Origin of the sequence: Flavobacterium sp. WG21 (genome assembly GCF_000335775.1) — a bacterium.
Lineage (GTDB): Bacteria > Bacteroidota > Bacteroidia > Flavobacteriales > Flavobacteriaceae > Flavobacterium > Flavobacterium tructae.
In genome coordinates, this window is sequence record NZ_AMYW01000001.1 from 21411 (window position 1) to 41490 (window position 20080).

At 34.5% G+C, this 20080-nt stretch carries 19 protein-coding genes; 5 read left to right on the forward strand and 14 right to left on the reverse strand.

What is annotated here, in order from left to right; all coding sequences use genetic code 11:
- The first annotated feature begins 19 nt into the window (after window positions 1–19).
- The 3 genes from C245_RS0100135 (at window position 20) to hflX (ending at window position 3780) form a co-directional block, all read left to right on the forward strand.
- Window positions 20–1369 (forward strand): DUF5689 domain-containing protein, encoded by a 1350-nt coding sequence (locus C245_RS0100135; RefSeq protein ID WP_017494555.1) that lies wholly within the window; start codon window positions 20–22, stop codon window positions 1367–1369.
- Window positions 1370–1507: 138 nt separating this feature from the next.
- Window positions 1508–2377 (forward strand): hypothetical protein, encoded by an 870-nt coding sequence (locus tag C245_RS0100140; protein WP_017494556.1) that lies wholly within the window; start codon window positions 1508–1510, stop codon window positions 2375–2377.
- A 173-nt stretch (window positions 2378–2550) separates the two neighbouring features.
- Window positions 2551–3780 (forward strand): GTPase HflX, encoded by a 1230-nt coding sequence (gene hflX / locus C245_RS0100145; protein ID WP_017494557.1) that lies wholly within the window; start codon window positions 2551–2553, stop codon window positions 3778–3780.
- 41 nt (window positions 3781–3821) lie between these two features.
- Here hflX and C245_RS0100150 read toward each other — a convergent pair whose 3' ends face one another.
- From C245_RS0100150 to C245_RS0100175, 6 genes are all read right to left on the reverse strand, one after another.
- A complete protein-coding gene (locus C245_RS0100150) occupies window positions 3822–4772 on the reverse strand; it encodes a DUF3078 domain-containing protein (protein WP_017494558.1) in 951 nt (316 codons plus the stop codon).
- 80 nt (window positions 4773–4852) lie between these two features.
- Window positions 4853–5362 (reverse strand): DUF2480 family protein, encoded by a 510-nt coding sequence (locus C245_RS0100155; protein WP_017494559.1) that lies wholly within the window; start codon window positions 5360–5362, stop codon window positions 4853–4855.
- A 69-nt stretch (window positions 5363–5431) separates the two neighbouring features.
- The gene (locus C245_RS0100160; RefSeq protein WP_017494560.1) at window positions 5432–5755 is read right to left on the reverse strand and encodes an SUF system Fe-S cluster assembly protein; all 324 of its coding nucleotides are present in this window, start codon (window positions 5753–5755) and stop codon (window positions 5432–5434) included.
- 87 nt (window positions 5756–5842) lie between these two features.
- A complete protein-coding gene (locus tag C245_RS0100165; RefSeq protein ID WP_017494561.1) occupies window positions 5843–6268 on the reverse strand; it encodes a SufE family protein in 426 nt (141 codons plus the stop codon).
- A gap of 2 nt (window positions 6269–6270) precedes the next feature.
- Window positions 6271–6696, reverse strand: a complete 426-nt coding sequence (locus tag C245_RS0100170; RefSeq protein ID WP_026109772.1) for a hypothetical protein — start codon at window positions 6694–6696, stop codon at window positions 6271–6273.
- 11 nt (window positions 6697–6707) lie between these two features.
- Window positions 6708–7922, reverse strand: a complete 1215-nt coding sequence (locus C245_RS0100175) for an aminotransferase class V-fold PLP-dependent enzyme (protein WP_017494563.1) — start codon at window positions 7920–7922, stop codon at window positions 6708–6710.
- 219 nt (window positions 7923–8141) lie between these two features.
- Between C245_RS0100175 and C245_RS0100180 the strand changes: the two genes are divergently transcribed.
- Window positions 8142–9491, forward strand: coding sequence for a serine hydrolase (locus C245_RS0100180; protein ID WP_017494564.1), 1350 nt, complete (start codon window positions 8142–8144; stop codon window positions 9489–9491).
- 118 nt (window positions 9492–9609) lie between these two features.
- Here C245_RS0100180 and sufD read toward each other — a convergent pair whose 3' ends face one another.
- From sufD to C245_RS0100210, 6 genes are all read right to left on the reverse strand, one after another.
- Window positions 9610–10926, reverse strand: coding sequence for a Fe-S cluster assembly protein SufD (sufD, locus tag C245_RS0100185; RefSeq protein ID WP_017494565.1), 1317 nt, complete (start codon window positions 10924–10926; stop codon window positions 9610–9612).
- A 107-nt stretch (window positions 10927–11033) separates the two neighbouring features.
- Entirely contained in the window at window positions 11034–11423 is a 390-nt protein-coding gene (locus C245_RS0100190; protein WP_017494566.1) for a four helix bundle protein, read from the reverse strand.
- Between the two features lie 85 nt (window positions 11424–11508).
- On the reverse strand, window positions 11509–12255 hold the full coding sequence (gene sufC / locus C245_RS0100195; RefSeq protein WP_017494567.1) for a Fe-S cluster assembly ATPase SufC: 747 nt from the start codon (window positions 12253–12255) through the stop codon (window positions 11509–11511).
- A gap of 12 nt (window positions 12256–12267) precedes the next feature.
- Window positions 12268–12756: a flavodoxin family protein gene (locus C245_RS0100200; protein WP_017494568.1), complete on the reverse strand. Its 489-nt coding sequence runs from the start codon at window positions 12754–12756 to the stop codon at window positions 12268–12270.
- A 7-nt stretch (window positions 12757–12763) separates the two neighbouring features.
- Window positions 12764–14212, reverse strand: a complete 1449-nt coding sequence (sufB, locus tag C245_RS0100205) for a Fe-S cluster assembly protein SufB (protein WP_017494569.1) — start codon at window positions 14210–14212, stop codon at window positions 12764–12766.
- A gap of 94 nt (window positions 14213–14306) precedes the next feature.
- Window positions 14307–14636, reverse strand: a complete 330-nt coding sequence (locus C245_RS0100210) for an iron-sulfur cluster assembly accessory protein (protein ID WP_017494570.1) — start codon at window positions 14634–14636, stop codon at window positions 14307–14309.
- Between the two features lie 296 nt (window positions 14637–14932).
- Here C245_RS0100210 and C245_RS0100215 point away from each other — a divergent pair, with 296 nt between their 5' ends.
- Complete coding sequence (locus tag C245_RS0100215) at window positions 14933–15790, forward strand: MBL fold metallo-hydrolase (RefSeq protein ID WP_017494571.1); 858 nt, start codon at window positions 14933–14935, stop codon at window positions 15788–15790.
- 88 nt (window positions 15791–15878) lie between these two features.
- Here C245_RS0100215 and C245_RS22550 read toward each other — a convergent pair whose 3' ends face one another.
- On the reverse strand, window positions 15879–19208 hold the full coding sequence (locus tag C245_RS22550) for a T9SS type A sorting domain-containing protein (protein WP_017494572.1): 3330 nt from the start codon (window positions 19206–19208) through the stop codon (window positions 15879–15881).
- 177 nt (window positions 19209–19385) lie between these two features.
- Window positions 19386–20078: a hypothetical protein gene (locus tag C245_RS0100225; protein ID WP_017494573.1), complete on the reverse strand. Its 693-nt coding sequence runs from the start codon at window positions 20076–20078 to the stop codon at window positions 19386–19388.
- Between the last annotated feature and the right edge of the window lie 2 nt (window positions 20079–20080).

A 20080-nucleotide genomic window follows, 5' to 3' on the forward strand; every position in this document is an offset into this window, starting at 1 on the left:
ATTTTAAAACCAATTTGAAATGAAAAATAGATTCTTAGTTTTCGGTTATGTATTCTTGTTGCCGATGATTTACAGCTGCAATAATGAAATTGAAATTCCAAAATTGGAATGTACACAACCGAGTTTAGTTATTAATCAGAAGGTTCAGAAAGTTAAAGATTTTTCAGGACCCGTTCCGAAACAATATGGCTACGATGATACTATTGAGGCTTACGTAGTGTCAAGCGATGAGGGAGGAAATTTCTTTAAGATACTTTTCCTGCAAACTATTGCAACGGATGAAACACCGGCAATAGGATTTAGTGTTGCGGTTGATGTTACCAACACCTATATCGATTTTCGGGTAGGGAATAAAGTGTATATTAAATTAAAGAATCAGTTTACAGATTTATATTTTGGTGGTTTGCGTATTGGAAGTTTGTCAGTAAGCAATTCAGGAGATCCAACGATTGGCAGAATTTCGCAGACCGATTATAAAAATGTACTTAATGCGTCTTGTACAATAATGGATGAAAGTAAGCTGGTGAAAGCAATTTCTGTAGAAGAAGCGCTAAATGATGATAAGCTTAATACGCTGGTGGAGTTAAGCGGAGTCCAGTTTGCCGAGGAAGCGATTGGACGTCATTATTTTGAAGAGTCTAACAATGTAGGAGGTTCTACAAACTGGAACCTTCAGGATAAAAGTGGCAATCAGATTATTTTCAGAACAAGCGGTTATGCTGGTTTTGCTAATAAATTGGTACCGGAAGGAAGCGGAAAAGTGAGAGGAGTTTTGACCAAATACGGATCAGATTATCAACTAATGAGCAGATCAGAAAAAGATCTGGAAATGAACGGAAAAAGAGATATTCCGATTTTTTCCGAAGATTTCCAATCCGTAAAAAACAATGTGAATTTTACTTTGCCGGGTTGGAGTAACATTATTGAAAAAGCATCAAAATTATGGGAGAGTATGCTGTATGCCGGAAACGGTTATGCAGAGTTTAATACTACAAGTACAACCGCAGCTGAAAATGTTGCCTGGATGGTTACTCCAAAAATCAATTTGAGCGGTTATAAAAATGCAGTATTATCCTTTAGAAGCGCACAGCACGACTTAAAGATTGATTCGCCATTAAATGTGCTTGAAGTCTATGTTTCAACTAATTTTGATGGTTCTAGTGTAACCAAAGCAAAATGGACAAAACTAACAGCAAAATTTCCGTCATTGTCAACACCGTCCCGGGTTTTTATCAGTTCCGGAGCAATTGATTTATCTTCCTATTCAGGAAATATTAATATTGCATTTAAATATATGGGTTCAGGTAAGGATAAAACTTTGAATGGCGCTTTTATGGTTGATGATATTAGGATTTTCGCGGAAAAATAAGGCTGTTTTTAATAGAGATTCAGTTAAGGTGTTGATTTTTAGATGATAATTTAATGCGGTATTGTTTTTGAGATTTAAACGGTTAGATTTTAATAGAATTTTGTATTTTGGTCACCCCAAATCAATACAAATACCACTATGAAAATCTATTTTCTTGCCATCATCATGATGGTTTTCCCGTGTTTAGTACATAGTCAGAATCAGGATGCTAAACCTGTGAGACTGAAACAAATTAATATTGTAAAAACAAATTACCAGAATTCTAAAGATGGTGAAATTGTAAACAAAACAGTCGTTTTTAAAGACGGAAAAATACAAACCATTACTACTTCAGATGTCATTCAGCATTTCTTTTACAATACCAAAGGATTATTGGATATGACGGTTAAAGATAAGGTAGGAAGTGACTGGAAAGAAGTTGTGAATTATACGTATGATGCCGACAATAACATTACGAAGTTTGTTAAAAAATACCAGGAAGGTAATGATTATATTACCAAGGTAGTAACTTTTACCTACGAAGGAGCCAGAGTAAAGGTAATTACGAAAAAGAGCACTAATCACCAGAACTTAGTTGATGATATCGAGTATATTGTTGAAAACGGTGCTATTGTGCGACGTACTTCCCGAGACAGAAATAAAGCCATCATTGGTAAAATTGAATATGTTTACTTCAACGATAATGTCATAAAACATAAAGGTTTGGTAGGAGATAAAATTTCGAAAAGTTTTATTTTTGATGATAAAAACTCTGTTGATGTTTTAATTGTTAAAAGCTTATTTGGAGACAATTACAAAGTGATTGTACCAATGATCTCCTATCATGAGGAAGAATTTAGCTTTGAATCCATCTCCCCTAATAACGAAATTGTTTTTAGTCCTTCCTCTACTGTATTGGTCGGAGTGAGTAGAAAATACAAATACAACAAGTTGAACTTTCCAATCTCTTGTTCTCAGATAGAGGAGAATGGAATTGTAAAAACAGAAAAGACTTTTATTTACGAGTAACGTAAATTTTAAAACTGAAAAATCAAATCCCAAATCCCAAACTTCGATTAACAATTGGAATTTGGGATTTGGATTTTTAAAGAATAGGGTAATTTTTCAAATACGGTTTAAAAAACAAGTTCTATAAGGGTTAGTACCTTACAAATCATTAAATTTGCACCTTATTCAAAGCTATGTTAGAAAAAGAAGTTATAAATTTTGAGAGAACAGCCATTGTAGGTATTATAACTCAAAATCAAAGTGAAGAAAAACTTAACGAATATCTGGATGAATTAGAGTTTTTGACTTTTACCGCTGGAGGTGAAGTGATTAAGCGCTTTTCTCAAAAAATGGAACGTCCAAATCCGAAGACTTTTGTAGGGACAGGAAAAATAGATGAAATCAATCTTTTTGTAAAAGAAAATAATATATCGACGTTGATTTTTGATGACGAATTATCACCATCACAACAAAAGAATATTTCCAGAATTATCGATTGTAAAATTTTAGACCGAACGAATTTAATTCTGGATATTTTTGCACAAAGAGCTGAGACCTCTTATGCAAGAACACAGGTTGAGTTGGCACAATGTCAATATTTACTGCCTAGACTTTCAGGTTTATGGACACACCTTGAGCGTCAAAAAGGGGGTATTGGTATGCGTGGTCCGGGAGAAACCGAGATCGAAACGGACAGACGTATCGTGCGTGACCGAATTTCGTTATTAAAGGATAAAATCAAGACCATCGACAAACAAATGAGCATTCAGCGCAGTAATCGCGGTGCGATGGTTCGTGTGGCATTGGTAGGATATACCAATGTTGGAAAATCGACCCTTATGAATGCGATTGGTAAAAGTGATGTTTTTGTTGAAAATAAATTATTCGCAACTTTAGATACCACTGTTCGAAAAGTAGTGATTAAAAACTTACCGTTCTTATTATCAGATACCGTAGGTTTTATTAGAAAATTGCCAACACAACTGGTAGATTCGTTTAAAAGTACACTCGATGAGGTGCGTGAAGCCGATTTATTATTGCATGTTGTAGATATTTCACACCCTGATTTTGAAGACCATATCGAATCGGTAAATCAAACTTTGTTAGAGATTAAGAGTAATGACAAACCAACTATTATGGTTTTTAATAAAATTGATGCCTACAAACATTTGACGATTGATGAAGATGATTTAATTACGGAGAGAACAAGAAGACATTATACTCTTGAGGAATGGAAACAGACCTGGATGAGTAATGTTGGAGAAGATAAAACACTGTTTATCTCGGCAACACAAAAACAGAATTTTGAAGAATTCAGAGAAATGGTTTACGAGGCAGTCCGCCAGATTCATATCACCAGATTTCCGTATAATAAGTTTTTGTATCCGGATTATAAAGATGCAATCGAAAAAGAAGAGGAATAAAAAAACGGCTTTTGAGTAATCAAAAGCCGTTTTGGTTTTTATTAGAAGCCGAAATTTATTCCTACACCAAATACTTGCCTGGTTTGGAATCCACTGAAAGCATTATCGTCATAGATGGCCTGGAAGGATAAGTTTGCCGATAGAAATTTGTTAACTTTCATGATAACATTCAACGAATAGTTGATATCTACATTTTGTGGATCTCTTAAATAGTTAGAATACAAATTCAGGGTATTTTCGGCAGTTACGTTGGTCATGATAGCCAGTTTGTAATAAACCGAAGTATAAAACCCAAGTTCGTATAACATACTTTTATTAGCATCTACTCCAAAGTAGGCTCCGTCAACATAAGGAAGCCCGGTTGCCTGATCAATTCCCGAAGTATAAGCGCGGTCTACAAAAGTGAATTTTGAAGTTAAAGGAGCAAAGTTTATTTTTAGATTCTCCGTTTTAGACCAGTAAATACCAGGTCCTGTAGTTAGATACCCCGGAGACATAAACTTGGTGTTTTCAGTTCGGATTTCCTTCCCGTTTACATCCTTCCCATAAAGATAACCAGTTGTAAATTGGGTTCTGAAATTTAAAAAGAACGAATAATACCAATCTCCAAAAGCTTTCTTTCCTACAATTGAATTAAATTCTAAACGGTCATCAGTCTTTTTTTCGAAATCGGCATTTTTAGTTTGCAAAAGACCATACGAAGCCAGAATCTTGTTGTCCCAGGTGAGATCGTCTTTTTTATAGTTAAAGTCATAATTGATTCCTAAAGTTCCGGAGAAGCTGTCTTCGCCCCCGGCAACCCAATTGTTAAAGCTCGATTGATTCAGTAAAAGAGACACAGTACCTTTTGCCTTCCATCCTTCATCTTCTATAGTATCATTTATTTTTTTTACTGCTTTTTCAGTATTCTGGATCAGTTCCTTTTCTGAATTTTGCGCATGAACAAAAGTAAAGTTTGCTAAAATAAGAAGTAATAACGCTAGCTTTTTCATGATATCTGGTTTAAATGTGTAAGAACAAATATACTAAATAATCGTTAAAAAGCCTTATGGGATGCAGTTGGTAAGGAGTGTTATTTCTTTGGTTCTTTGTATAATGGTACCGCCGAACAAGCCTCGCCATACATGATACTTCTTGCAAAAGGCTGCAAATAGGTTGCTGCTAAAATGTAGGCACGGGTAGGTACAGGTTTACGGGAACAGCCTTTTACGATAACAGGTTTGCCTTTATAGGGAGTGTAATCAAGTTTGCTTAATATTTCTTCGTATAAGCTTGCTTCGAGATCTTCTATAGTCCCGTTCACCACTTTTTTAGCATATGGGGCCAAATGGATTGCGACCAGAATAGAAGACCAGGCAGGTACAATTGCATCTGTACTGCAGTTTATAGCCACATATTGATCTTGATATTGCGACCAGTCGTGATTTTTTAAATGCTCTCTAAAGTCTTTTTCTTTTAATAAAAAACCTTCTAAAAGCCATTGTGATATATCGATTTGCACACGTGCTCCTTTTGGGTAATAATCTTCAAGATCAAAAACCTCCAAGGCACTATTGGCAACTTTATTGATGATTTCTTCCATGTGAAAAGTTGGTTTCAGGTTTCAAGTTTCAGGTTGTGTGAACTTGAAACTTGAAACTTGAAACAAATATTAAAGCATTCCTAATTCTAATTTTGCTTCTTCGCTCATTAAGTCTTTGCTCCATGGCGGATCGAAAGTAATTTCAACATCAACATCTTTTATGTTTTCAATTGTTTTTACTTTTTCTTCTACTTCTCTTGGCAAACTTTCTGCGACAGGGCAGTTTGGAGAAGTTAAAGTCATTAAGATTTTTACTTCGTAATCGGTGTTGACCATTACATCGTAAATCAATCCCAGCTCGTATATGTCTACAGGAATTTCCGGATCGTAAATGCCTTTTAAAACCTTTACGATAGATTCTCCTAATTCGTTTGTGTCTATTTCTTGTTCCATTTTATTTTTTGTTTTTCAACGTAAGTTTTTTGTTTTATCATTAAGATATTAAGTATAAGTCTTTACGAAACTTAATGTCTTAATGATTTAATTTTTATTTTTTGAATCAAAAGCCAATGCGTACATTTTGATGTTTTTAATCATCGATACCAAACCATTCGCACGTGTTGCAGATAAATGTTCTTTTAGACCAATTTCGTCAATAAAATCAACATCGGCGTTTAAAATATCGGATGCTTTTTGATTGGAGAATGTACGAATTAAAATCGCGATAATTCCTTTAGTTAAAATGGCATCACTATCGGCAGTAAAGACAATGTTGTCTTCTTTCTGTTCTCCTTGCAGCCAAACTTTCGACTGACATCCTTTGATTAAATTGTCGTCGGTTTTATATTCTTCTTTGATTAACGGAAGACTTTTTCCTAATTCGATGATGTACTCGTAACGTTGCATCCAGTCATCAAACATCGAAAATTCGTCGATTATTTCGTTTTGTATTTCTTTTATCGTCATAATTATTTTTTCGTAAAATCCAGTAGCAAATTTACCAAATTTTCTATCTCTTTTGGAGGGTATCCATCGTCGAAACCCTGAGTTTCATATATTTTCTGATCCTGAGTGACTTTTAAATTTCCCAGAGCGGCTCCATCATGAAAGCGTTTTTGTGTTGGGCCTTTTAAGTCCGGAATAGTTTTGAGATTGATTTTTGAAAATTCAGCTACAATCTGCTTCCATTTTAAATCATCTATTTTGCTCTCTACCGGTTGAGCATTGCGGCCATTGGTTACTAAAACTGTTTTATTCTGTACCACGATTACTTTGTAAGTGCCTCGGGAAACTGCAGAGTATTCAATTTCGGTAGCTTTCATGTCGGCTTTTTTTTGGCTGGAACAGCTTGTTCCAATAAAAAAGGTTAAGAGTAACAAAGATAATATCCTCATAAAAGATTTTTTTAGCTTAACATAGCTTTCGCTTTTTTAATGGCCTCAACCATTATGTCAATTTCTTCTTTGGTATTGTAAAAAGAAAATGAAGCACGGATCGTTCCCGGAATGCAGAAAAAATTCATGATTGGCTGTGCGCAATGATGTCCGGTTCTTACTGCGATTCCCAGTTTGTCGATAATGGAACCAATATCGTACGGATGAATTCCATCAATATTAAACGAAATCACGGAAGCTTTATTTTTTCCGGTTCCGTAAATTTTCAATCCTTCGATTTCTAATAAACGTTTGGTTGCGTGCTGTAATAAATGCGTTTCATGCTGATGAATGTTATGAAAACCAATATGGTTCAAATAATCAACAGCCGTTCCTAGAACAATTCCGCCTGCAATATTTGGAGTTCCTGCTTCAAATTTATGAGGTAAATCGGCATAAGTCGTTTTCTCGAAAGTAACTTCTTTGATCATTTCACCGCCACCTTGATAGGGAGGTAATTTATTGAGCCATTCTTCTTTTCCATAAAGAATTCCGGTTCCCGTTGGTCCGCACATTTTATGCCCTGAAAAAGCATAAAAATCACAATCTAAATCCTGAACATCAGGTTTTAAATGCGGGACGGCCTGTGCACCATCGATCAAAACAGCAGCGCCAACAGCATGAGCCTTTTCGATCATGTATTTGATCGGATTGATAATCCCCAATGCGTTCGAGATATGGTTTACCGTTACCACTTTTGTCTTTTCTGACAATAAGGCATCATAAGCTTCTATTATTAGTTCGCCTTCTTCATTCATTGGAATAACTTTAAGTGTTGCTCCTGTTTTCTCACATAACATTTGCCAAGGCACGATGTTACTGTGATGCTCTAATGAAGAAACAATAACTTCATCTCCGGGTTTTAAAATAGAAGCAAAACCGTTGGTTACTAAGTTAATTCCGTGAGTTGTTCCCGAAGTAAAAAGTACTTCGTGCGAGAATTTCGCATTGATATGATGTTGGATTTTTACTCTTGAAATTTCGTAAGCATCAGTCGCCAATTGGCTTAAAGTATGAACACCACGATGAATGTTGGCATTTATTTCCTGATAATACTTTGCGATCGCATCAATCACAACTTGTGGTTTTTGTGAAGTTGCGCCGTTGTCGAAATATACTAAAGGTTTTCCGTTCACTTTTTCTGAAAGTATCGGAAAATCAGCTCTTATTTTTTGGATGTCTAACATGTCTTATTTAGAAAAATTCTACCTACAAAAGTACTAAAACAAAATTGGTTTATCCATTAAAACTATAATTTCCTTTTATGATGCTATTAATTGAACGTTTGCTTATAGATTCTTTAAAAATTGATTCTTTTTTTTATGTTTTGTGAATTTTAAATCTAAATTGAGTTGTATAATATTGATTGTAAATTATTTATATTGCATTAAAAATACCACAACCAGATGAAAAGAATTCTTAAATTACTTGTACTTGTTTTAATTCTTGCTTTTTTATATTTCGGGTTTACTACTTATCCCAAACTGGATTTGATTTCAGGCTTCTCGGCCAAGAGTGTTGCATCAGGTCATTTTATTGACAATCGTTCGAAGGAATTAATCGAAAAAACGGATAATGATATCCACATGATTGATTTAGCGGAGAATACTATTGATGATGCCGGTAAGTTTGCTGTTTCTACAGTTTATGGATTGAAAAAAAGAAAAGCAATTTACAGAGAAGGACTGGGCGCTACTTTGATTGACGATGATTATGATATTTCGAAGCCGTACCTGCTTCCAAAAAGAACAAAATTGGTTAACAATCTTTCTTTTCCTTATGGGAATAAAGAACCAAAGGATACCACTTTTTCAAATATTGACTATGCCAAACTGAAAAAGGCTGTTGACGGTTCGTTTGATGTAAAAGGCCAAAAGAATAAACGTTCACGTGCTGTGGTAGTGGTATATAAAGACAAATTAATTGCTGAAAAATACGATACCGGTTTTAATAAAGACAGTAAAATTTTAGGATGGTCGATGACTAAAAGTATCACCAGTTCGGCTTTTGGTGTTTTAGTGAAACAACGAAAAATTGATATTTATAAACCTGCTCCAATTGCAGAATGGCGAAATGACGATCGTAAAAATATTACCGTTAATGATTTGCTTCATATGAACTCAGGTTTAGAATGGGAGGAAGATTATACTAAAATTTGTGATGCGACAGAAATGCTTTTTCAGGCAGAAGATATGGGGAAAGTACAAATGGATAAACCTGCTAAATTTAAACCTAATACACATTGGTATTACTCTTCGGGAACCACTAACCTATTGTCCCGAATTTTAAGAGGTCAGTTTAAGACACAGCAGGAATATCTTGATTTTTGGTATAGTGCCGTAATCGATAAAATTGGGATGAACTCGATGATTGTAGAGCAGGATATGTCGGGAATTTTTGTGGGATCTTCTTATGCGTGGGCAACAGCGAGAGACTGGTCAAAATTCGGACTGCTGTATTTACATAAAGGAAACTGGAACGGAGAGCAGGTTTTAGAGGAAAGCTGGGTAAAGTATACCGCAACTCCAACGAATACTTCAAATGGAGGTTATGGAGCTCAGTTTTGGTTAAATGCCGGAGGGAAGTTTCCCGATGCACCTCGTGATATGTTTTACTGTAATGGTTATCAGGGACAAATGGTAGCGATTATTCCGTCTCTGGATATGGTAATTGTTAGGATGGGAGTGAATGAAGGCGATCATTATTTTGATTTTAATGAATTTTTGAAGGAGATCATTTCTTCAATAAAAAAATAAATTTAACCGCAAAGATGACAAGTAAAAAGCGCAAAGTTCGCAAAGTTTAAAACTAAACCCTGCGAACTTTGCGTAACTCTTAGCTCCCGATAGCTATCGGGATTGCGGTTAAATCATTTTACAAATCAAATCCTAAATTAACGCCTAATTTTGTAGCGATGATTTTAGTAATTCGTTGTTTTAATTCCGGTATTTTAATGCTTTCGATTACGGCATTTGAGAAGGCGTACATCAATAATGCTTTAGCTTCTTTTTTCGGGATTCCGCGTGACTGCATGTAGAACATTGCTGTTTCGTCTAATTGTCCAACTGTACAGCCGTGAGAACATTTTACGTCATCTGCAAAAATTTCCAATTGCGGCTTGGCGTTAATCGTAGCCTTGTCACTCAATAAAATGTTGTTGCTTTTTTGAAAAGCATTTGTTTTTTGAGCTTCTTTCTCTACTAAAACTTTTCCGTTGAAAACTCCTGTTGAACGATCAGAGAAAATTCCTTTATAATCCTGGAAACTTTCGCAATTTGGCGTTGCGTGATTCACTAAAGTATAATGATCAACGTGCTGTTTGTCGTTTAGGATCGAGATTCCGTTAAGTGTACTTGTCAGTCTTTCACCAAAATGATAAAAGTTTAAGTTGTTACGCGTTAGATTTCCTCCAAATGAAAAGGTATGAACATAAGCATGACTTTCCTGTTGTTGAGAAACGTAAGTGTTGTCTACTAAATTCGCTTCGCTATTGTCGTTTTGAATTTTATAATAATCAACAATGGCACGTTTTTGAGCGAAAATCTCTGTAACCGAATTGGTCAGAACGGGATTCTCATTCAAACTCTGGTGGCGCTCGATAATCTGAACATGTGAATTTTCACCAACAATAATCAGATTTCTAGGCTGAACCATTAATGCAGCTTCATTACCGGTAGAGAAATACATGATTTCGATAGGTTTGTCGGCTACTTTCTTTTTTGGGATATTGATGAAAGCCCCTTCACTTGCAAAGGCAGTATTCAACGAAGTCAAACTATCGTCTTTACTTGCAATCTGATTGAAGTAGGTATCAATGATCATTTTATATTTTGGTTTGGTCAATGCCGAAGACATTAAGCAAACATCGATTCCGTCATGTGTAGTTGAAGACAAATGCGAGCTAAAAACACCATCGATGAACACTAATTTATAAGTGTCGATTTCATGTAAAAAATATTTCTTTACCTGATTAAATTCGATTGCACTTTCCTGCTTAGGAAAAACCGTAAAGTCATTTTTTAAGATGGCGTTTAACGATGTGTATTTCCAAGCTTCTTCCTTTTTGGTTGGGAAACCTTTATTTTCAAAGTTTTTTAGTGCTTTGGTGCGAATGTCATGCAAATCTGAATGTACATCGACACGCTCTTCAAAAGCCATAAAAGACGATACTAATTTTTCTTTTAAATCCATTTTTCTGTTGTTTCCTTCGGAGTTTCAGGTTTCAAGTTTCAGGTTGTTTGCCGGAACTTAAATTCCTTTGAATCCTTTTGTTTCAGGTTTAAAGTTTCACGTTCAATCTACTGAAACTTATTTCCTTTGAAATCTTTTTTATTTAGATAAGAGATAAAGTTTTTTATTTTACCACTTAAATTTTCATAATCTGTTTTTAAAGCCTCAAATTTTTGTTCTGAAATGTATTCAAAATCAAAAATTCTGTATAATTGCGATCTTGTTTCTCCGGCTGAACCTTTTGCGATGGATAAGAATTGTCTAAACTCTAAATTTCCATCTCGTTCAAAACCCTCAGCAATGTTATCCATTACTGAGCCAGAAGAAGCTTTTATTTGATTTTTAAATCTGAGATCTGATTTTAACTCACTGTGAATTGCAATAAGATGAATTTCTTTCGCTAATCGTCGAGCTTCTTTCCAAATTTCTAAATCTTCAAATCGAGTTATTGTCGCCATAATTTCCGTTTAAATAATTTAAGTTTAAACTTACAAAACATAAATCAACTTGAAACTAAAAAAACATGAAACTTGAAACTAAAAATTAATTCTCCGCTTTAATCCAGTCGTATCCTTTTTCTTCCAATTCGTAGGCTAGCTCTTTTCCACCAGATTTTACGATTCTTCCGTTGTAAAGAACGTGAACGAAATCCGGAACAATATAGTCTAATAAACGTTGGTAGTGCGTGATTACGATGATGGCGTTTTTCTCGCTTTTCAATTTGTTAACACCATTGGCAACAATTCTAAGGGCATCGATATCAAGTCCAGAATCTGTTTCGTCAAGGATGGCTAATTTTGGCTCTAACATTGCCATTTGAAAAATCTCATTTCTTTTTTTCTCTCCTCCGGAAAATCCTTCGTTAAGAGAACGTGATAGAAATTTACGGTCGATTTCTAACAATTCAGATTTCTCACGAATCACTTTCAGCATTTCGTTTGCAGGCATTTCTTCCTGACCGTTAGCTTTACGAGTTTCGTTGATGGCAGTTTTCATGAAGTTAGTTACGCTAACTCCCGGAATTTCTACAGGATATTGAAAAGAAAGGAAAACTCCTTTGTGTGCTCTTTCTTCAGGAGCAAGATCAGCAAGATCTTCTCCGTCAAGGAAAACTTCTCCGTCAGTAACTTCATAGTTTTCGTTTCCGGCAATTACAGCCGAAAGTGTACTTTTTCCTGAACCGTTTGGTCCCATGATAGCGTGTACTTCGCCAGCTTTTACTTCTATATTAATTCCTTTAAGGATTTCTTTATCACCAATTGAGGCGTGAAGGTTTTTTATTGATAACATTGTCTTTTTATTTTATATAAATGTCAATTCTATTTTTGTTGTTTCGTTTAGGATGCTGGCATTAAAATGCGCGTGACCTAAATATTTCATGCCTAGATAATCGGCTGATTTTTTGAACGGAATGTAAAAGCTCTCTTCAATTTCATTATCGTGTGAATTGGAGATCACACCAATTTTCTTCCCTCTGAGTTTTCTTCCGGTTTCTTTTTCAATTCGGATTAAATCCGAAAAGCGGTCAAAGAATACCTTCATGATTCCACTCATGTTATACCAATATATAGGCGTTGCAAAAATTAAAGTGTCATACTTCTCGATGATACCTTTTATTAAAGGAAAAAAATCATCTTCTCTGTTTTTACTTTCGTAATCATAATAAGAAATATTATAATCACTCAGATTAATTACTTCTATTCCGGTTTCTTTAGAAATTTCATCCGCGATTCTGGTTGTATTTCCGTTTTTTCTGGAGGAACCTAAAATGATTACTTTTTTATCTTCCATCTCGCAATTAACCAACAGATCCTTCTAAAGAAATTTCTAATAATTTTTGAGCTTCAACAGCAAATTCCATTGGTAATTTGTTCAATACATCTTTACTGAAACCGTTTACAATTAGGGCGATCGCTTTTTCAGTAGGAATACCTCTCTGGTTGCAATAAAAAACCTGATCTTCTCCAATTTTACTTGTTGTTGCTTCGTGCTCTATTTTGGCTGATGGATTTTTACTTTCGATATATGGGAAAGTATGTGCACCACAATTGTTCCCCATTAAAAGAGAATCACATTGCGAAAAGTTTCTGGCATTTTCAGCTCTTGGGCTAATTTGAACTAGTCCGCGGTAGCTGTTTTGTGATTTACCGGCTGAGATACCTTTAGAAATAATAGTCGATTTAGTATTTTTTCCTAAATGGATCATTTTAGTTCCGGTATCAGCTTGTTGGTAATTATTGGTAACGGCAATTGAATAAAATTCTCCAACCGAATTGTCTCCTTTAAGTACACAAGAAGGATATTTCCAGGTTACAGCAGAACCAGTTTCAACCTGTGTCCATGAAATTTTAGCATTTGTTTCGCATAAACCTCTTTTGGTAACGAAGTTATAAACACCACCTTTTCCTTCTTTGTTTCCAGGGAACCAGTTTTGAACGGTAGAATATTTAATTTCAGCGTCATCTAAAGCGATTAGTTCAACTACAGCAGCGTGAAGTTGGTTTTCGTCACGACTTGGAGCGGTACAGCCTTCAAGGTATGAAACGTAACTTCCTTCATCAGCAATAACTAGTGTTCTCTCGAACTGACCAGTTCCTGCCTGATTGATTCTGAAATATGTGGAAAGTTCCATTGGGCAACGAACGCCTTTTGGAATATAGCAAAAACTTCCGTCAGAGAAAACAGCTGAGTTTAAGGCAGCATAGAAGTTGTCTTTTTGAGGTACAACAGTTCCTAAGTATTTTTTAACTAATTCAGGGTGTTCTTTTATAGCTTCTGAAATTGGACAAAAAATAATTCCTTTTTCAGCAAGAGTTTTTTTGAAGGTCGTAGCTACAGAAACAGAATCGACTACAATATCCATAGCGACATTGTTCATCATTTTTTGTTCATCGACAGAGATACCTAACTTTTTGTACATTTCTAACAATTCAGGATCTACATCGTCCAAAGTTTTGTTTGGATCGACTTGTTTTGGAGCAGAATAGTATGAAATGGCTTGGAAATCTGGTTTTTCATAATGTACATTTGCCCATTCCGGTTCAATCATTTCTTTCCAGGCACGAAAAGCTTCAATGCGCCAGTCGGTCATCCACTGAGGTTCTTCTTTTTTAAGGGAAATAGCTCTTACGATGTCTTCGTTTAAGCCAATAGGAAAGGTCTCCGATTCAATATCAGTATAAAACCCGTATTCGTATTCTTTAGTTTCGAGTTCGATTTTTAAATCGTCTTCTGTGTATTTGCTCATTGTTTCTTTATTGAAAGATTCAAAAATTGAAGGATTTAAATACTATCACTTCTGTAATTTTTAAATCTTTAAATTTTGCAATCGTTTAATTATTTTATAGTGAAAAGGATTCTCCGCAACCACAAGTTCTGCTTGCATTCGGATTATTGAATACAAAACCTTTTCCGTTTAATCCACCTGAAAATTCAAGAATTGTTCCGGCCAGATATAGAAATGATTTTTTTTCAACTGCAATTGTTATGTCGTTGTCTACAAATATTTTATCGTCGTCGCCTTTGGTTTTGTCGAATTTTAAATCATAAGACAAACCAGAGCATCCACCGCTTTTTACGCCTACTCTTACGTAGTCGCTAGCAGCATCAAAACCATCTTCTCTCATCAAATCGATGATTTTATTTTTGGCAGTATCAGAAACTTTTATCATTGTTTATCGTGTTTATTTTTGCTTTCACCTCAATTTTGCTCTTAAAAATAGTAATCCGAAGATTACGATTTTAAAGTGCTGTCTTTCAATGTTGAAATGAAATTATCGGCAAAGATACGACTTAAAAACCTTTTTCCATAACGGTTCACATTATTATAACAAATGTTAAAATAGATATATGTTATATTGATAAAAGAATGAGACTTTATTATTGTTTTTTGAAGACTTTATGATGGTTTGTTGTAAAAATGAAATAGTATTTCCTAGTTTTGTTTTCCTATTAAAAATCTATTCTCATGAAACTTTACCCTATAGAATCCGGAAATTTTAAGTTAGATGGAGGCGCTATGTTTGGCGTAGTTCCTAAAACCATCTGGAACAAAACCAATCCTGCCGATGCTAATAACTTAATTGATATTGCTGCACGCTGCCTGCTTATTGAAGATGGAAATCGTCTGATTTTGATTGATACCGGAATGGGAGACAAACAATCGGAGAAGTTTTTTGGCTATTATTCGCTGTGGGGATCGCATTCGATAGACAAATCGTTAGCAAAATATGGTTTTCAGAGAGACGATATTACAGACATTTTTATGACGCATTTGCATTTTGACCATTGTGGAGGAAGTGTGCAATGGAATTCAGACCGGACTTTTTACGAGCCTGCTTTTAAAAATGCAAAGTTTTGGACGAATGAAAATCATTGGGAATGGGCAACAAAACCCAATGCACGCGAAAAGGCTTCTTTTCTTTCAGAGAATATTCTGCCTATGCAGGAAAGCGGACAGCTGAATTTTATAAAGCGTCCCGAAAGTGATTTTGGTTTTTCTGAAGAAATGAATTTTGGAATTTATTATGTGGATGGCCATACCGAAAAGCAAATGATTCCACATATCCAATATCAGGATAAAACGATTGTTTTCTGTGCCGATTTGTTAGCCACTGCCGGGCATATTCCGTTACCCTACGTAATGGGTTATGATACACGACCTTTATTGACAATGCCGGAGAAATCTAAATTTTTGAACGCGGCTGCAGACCACAATTATTATTTGTTTTTAGAGCATGATGCACATAATCAAATTATAACAGTAGAACAGACCGAAAAAGGTGTTCGCTTAAAAGAAGTATTTACCTGCGAAGAAGTTCTTTAAAATTAAAGCTATAAATGCAAAAAAGTCCCATTTTCATGATGTCGAAAGTGGGACTTTTTATTAACAAATTTAATTCAACAAATTATAATTACTCGACAATTACTTTTTTGGCTGAGGCAGCATCCCCATTGATTAAGTACACATAATAAACGCCTTTTGGCAGACCGGATAAATCGATCGTATTATGGGTAGTACTTAAATTTAACGTAAATGATTTTACAAGCTGGCCTAAGCTGTTATAAACATTTGCTTTTTCTAAACTTGCATTTTGAATGTTTACTTCGCCTTTAGTTGGGTTTGGATAGATTGTTACTTTTTCAAAATTGTTGGTATCAATACCTAATGTTTTACAAGTGTTAGAATAAGTAGCGTTTTTTTCTTTAATGTTTGCCCAATTGGCATTTGAATAATCGGCATCATCTACTTGTATACAGCTTAGTGTTTTATTTCCTAAGAAGCTGGTGTATATGGCCGTAGCGGTATTTTTTCCAGATTTAGATGGCAATACGAAATTTTTATTGTTACCATTTTGGATATTCAGTGAAGTTAACGGGTTAAATTCAAGGAAAACAAGTTCTAAAAGGGGATTATGTGATAAATCTAGTGATGTCAACTGATTCCAGGCAAGATTTAATCTTTTTAAACGAGGATTATTACTAAGATCTAAAGTGGTTAATTGAGCATTATCAAAATACAAGTCTTCTAATTTTGGATTAGAAGAAACATCTAGTTTTGAAATTTTAGTATAGACGCAGTTTAACTGCAAAAGATTAGGTTGATTTGATACATCTAATGTTGTTAGATCATTGTGACCACAATAAAGTGATTCTAGTTCAGGATTTGCTGATAAATCAATGCTAGTTAACTGATTTCGATCCGCCGTTACGTAATGAACTTTTTTATTTTGCGATAAATCAATGGTTGAAATTTGATTCATACTAAACATTAAATTAAAGAGCTCTTTGTTTGCAGTGAGATCCAGAGCTTTTAGTTTATTGTCGTGCAGTGATAATTTTATAAGTGATTTGTTCTGGCTTACATTAATCGACTGTATATTGTTAAAGTTAAGATCTAGGTAGGTCAATGAAGTGAAATCTTCTATACCTTTAATATCACTAATATTAGAATTAGAAAGGTCTAAGAAGGTTACTTTATTGATACTTGCGGTTGCAACTTTACCATTTTTACCGTCTTTGTCAATTTCCAGAGCAATTAACTTATCTTCAAAATTAGAGTCCGGAATTAGGGTGTATATAGTACAGTCTACATTGTAGTTTGCAGCCGTATCTTTGAAAGTACTCCAATTCGTATTGGCATAAACATCGTCATCAACCTGAATGCAATTTAGATTAGGATTGTTCTTAAAATTAGAATTTACATCAAAATTTATATTATTCCCGTTCTTTAGATTTAAACTTTCTAAAGAATTATTGGTGCAAGTAAGAAGGGTTAAAGCTTTATTTTGAGAAACATCTAAAAGAGACAATAGATTCCCGGAACAATTTAGAGCGTTTAAATTGGTGAAACCTTTAATTCCGGTTAAGTCTTTTATAGTGCTTGAAGCAACGTCCAAAGAAGCTATATTTTCAATACTGCTGTTTAAAACTGTACCGTTTTTACCGTCTTTGTCAATGTTTAATGCAATTAACTTATCTTCAAAAGCGGGATCTGGAATTGCCGTAACCTGAGAGCAGTCTACAGTTGAGTATGATGCGGAAGTTTCTTTAAAGTCTTTCCATTTTTCATTTGAGTAAAGAGCATCGTCGACTATAATACAAGTTAGTAATGGTGTTTTTGTAAAATTAGTAGCATTGTAAGTAATTTGCATAGAGCGGTTGTTTCCATTTTTTATATTTATTGTGGTCAATAATTTATTTTCAGAGCAATCTAAAGATGATAAAGATGGATTTTTAGAAAGATCTAGACTTGTTAACAGGTTTGAAGGACACCACAATGCAGATAATTTTTTATTGTTGGATGTATCAATATTGGTTAGTTTGTTTGAACGAACACTTAGAAGATTCAAATTAATATTTTTAGAAATATCAAGATTTGTTATTTCATTATCAAACAGTGATAAGTATTCTAAAGAAATGTTTTTTGAAGTATTTAATTTGGATAGTTTGTTATCACCTGCATTCAGAGAGGTTAAAGCTTGATTTTGAGAGATGTCAAGATCCGTTATCTTATTAGACATACAACTTAATGACGTTAAAGATTTAAAATCCTGAATTCCGGTTAAGTTGGTAATATTGCTATTGTATAGATTTAATTCTGTAATATCGGAAATTTTTGATGTCAGGACCTTTCCGTCGGCTGTTCCCGAGTCGATTCCTAATGCTATTAGTTTTTTCTCAAAATTAATATCCGGAATTAAGGTGTATGATCCAGGAGCGATACAAGGGGTCGAGGAAAAAGATGTAGTTGGGTCTTTTTTGGTTGACCAATTTGTATTTGCAGCTGTAACATCACTAACCTGAATACAAGTTAATTTTGGATTTGATATGAAAGAGATTTGATTGGCAAGTAAGGATGTATTGTTAGTGAGATTTAAACTTGTCAATAGATTCTCTTGTAAATATAAAGTAGTTAGGGTCGGATTATTGGAAACGTCTAATGTTTCGAACTTATTTTGACGAAGGTCCAGGCTACGCAAAGCTTTATTTTGAGAAAGATCTATCGTTGTTAATTGACTGTTTGCTGCAGTGAAAGACTCAAGAGCTTTGTTTTTGGTCAGATCAGGGCTTTTTGCTAAATTGTTTCCGGAGACGGACAAATAAGTAAGTTTTAAATTTTGAGATATGTCAAGATCTGTTATTTTATTTTGATTAATAGTAAGCCATTCCAGGGCTGTATTAGCGGTTAAATCAATATTTGAAATTTGATTTGAGCTCACATTTAATTGAATTAATGAAAGGTTTTTGGTAACATCTATAGTGGTTAGACTATTTCCTGCAATAAAAAATTTCTCTAATGATAAGTTTTTAGTGATATCAATTGTTGTCAGTTTATTATAAGGGCAATAGAGCAATTTTAAGGCTAAATTTTGGGATACATCTAAGTCTGTTAGCTGATTTCCGGAGCAGTATAATGTGGTTAGCTTTGTGTTTTTAGTAACGTTTAATTTTGTCAGTTTACCTGTTACTCCTCCACTAGGGTTGGAAGCTCCAGAGCAATACAAGGTTTCTAAGTTAGAAAAATCTTCAAGCCCTGTTAAGTCATAAATTATTGTGGTGCCAAGGTCTAAAATTTTAACTTTTATAATATTGGCAGTTAATACCTTTCCATCAGCAGTTCCGGAATCAATTCCTAATGCGATTAACTTGTTTTCAAAATTCACATCAGGAATGGAAGTATACTGTTGCGCATAAATAGAAAAACTTGCCAGGAACAGCAACAAGAGTAGTTTTGTTTTCATAGACTTGATTTATGATAGTATCGCGCAAGTCTACAAAATTAGATTGGTATTTCCTTACGGGAAGACGTAATAGACATGGTTGTAATTCGGAGCTCATCATAGGAGGCATAAAAAATCCCGTTTTCAGTATATCGAAAACAGGATTTTTTGGTTAACTAATTGTAATTATTAAGGCTTTTAATTGGTCTTAAATTTCCAGATTTGACCAACAGTTTCTCCTCCTTTGTTATCTTTTACAACAACTTTCCAGAAGTATTCTTTGGTCGCTACCGTTTTAACATCAATTGTTTTTTCAGATTTATTTTCACTTACTTTTTCTGTTGGCGGATTTGTTGTTCCAAAATAAACGTCATAAGTCAGTGCATCTGCAGTGTCAACATCAGTTGCATTCCATTTTAAGGAAACAGTTGTTGCGTTTAGTGTAGCGTTTAAAACCGGTGATATCAATTCAGGAGAAAATGGCATATGATTTACTACTGTTTCACCACTGGTATAGAGTTTAAAAGTAGCGGAATAAGTACTTGCCAGTCCTTTACTGTCTGTCGCTTTAACTCTCCAGTAGTAAGCCGTGTTTTTTTCCAGTGCTATTGAAGTGTTATTAGTAGTCACTTCAGATGATTTTACAATTTGAGCAAACGTATTCTCTTTTGCTACCTGAATTTGATAGGTAATAACATCTTTATTAGCATCGGTAGAAAGATCCCACTGAAAAGAAACAGTATTGTCTACACATAATTTATTATCAGCCGGAACTTTTAATGCAGGAACCGTTGGCGCTACATTGATAGCTTCGGATGATCCTGAATCATCACTGCCACCACAAGCCGCAAATAAAAGACCAATGATTGTGAGGTATATAAGATTTTTCATTT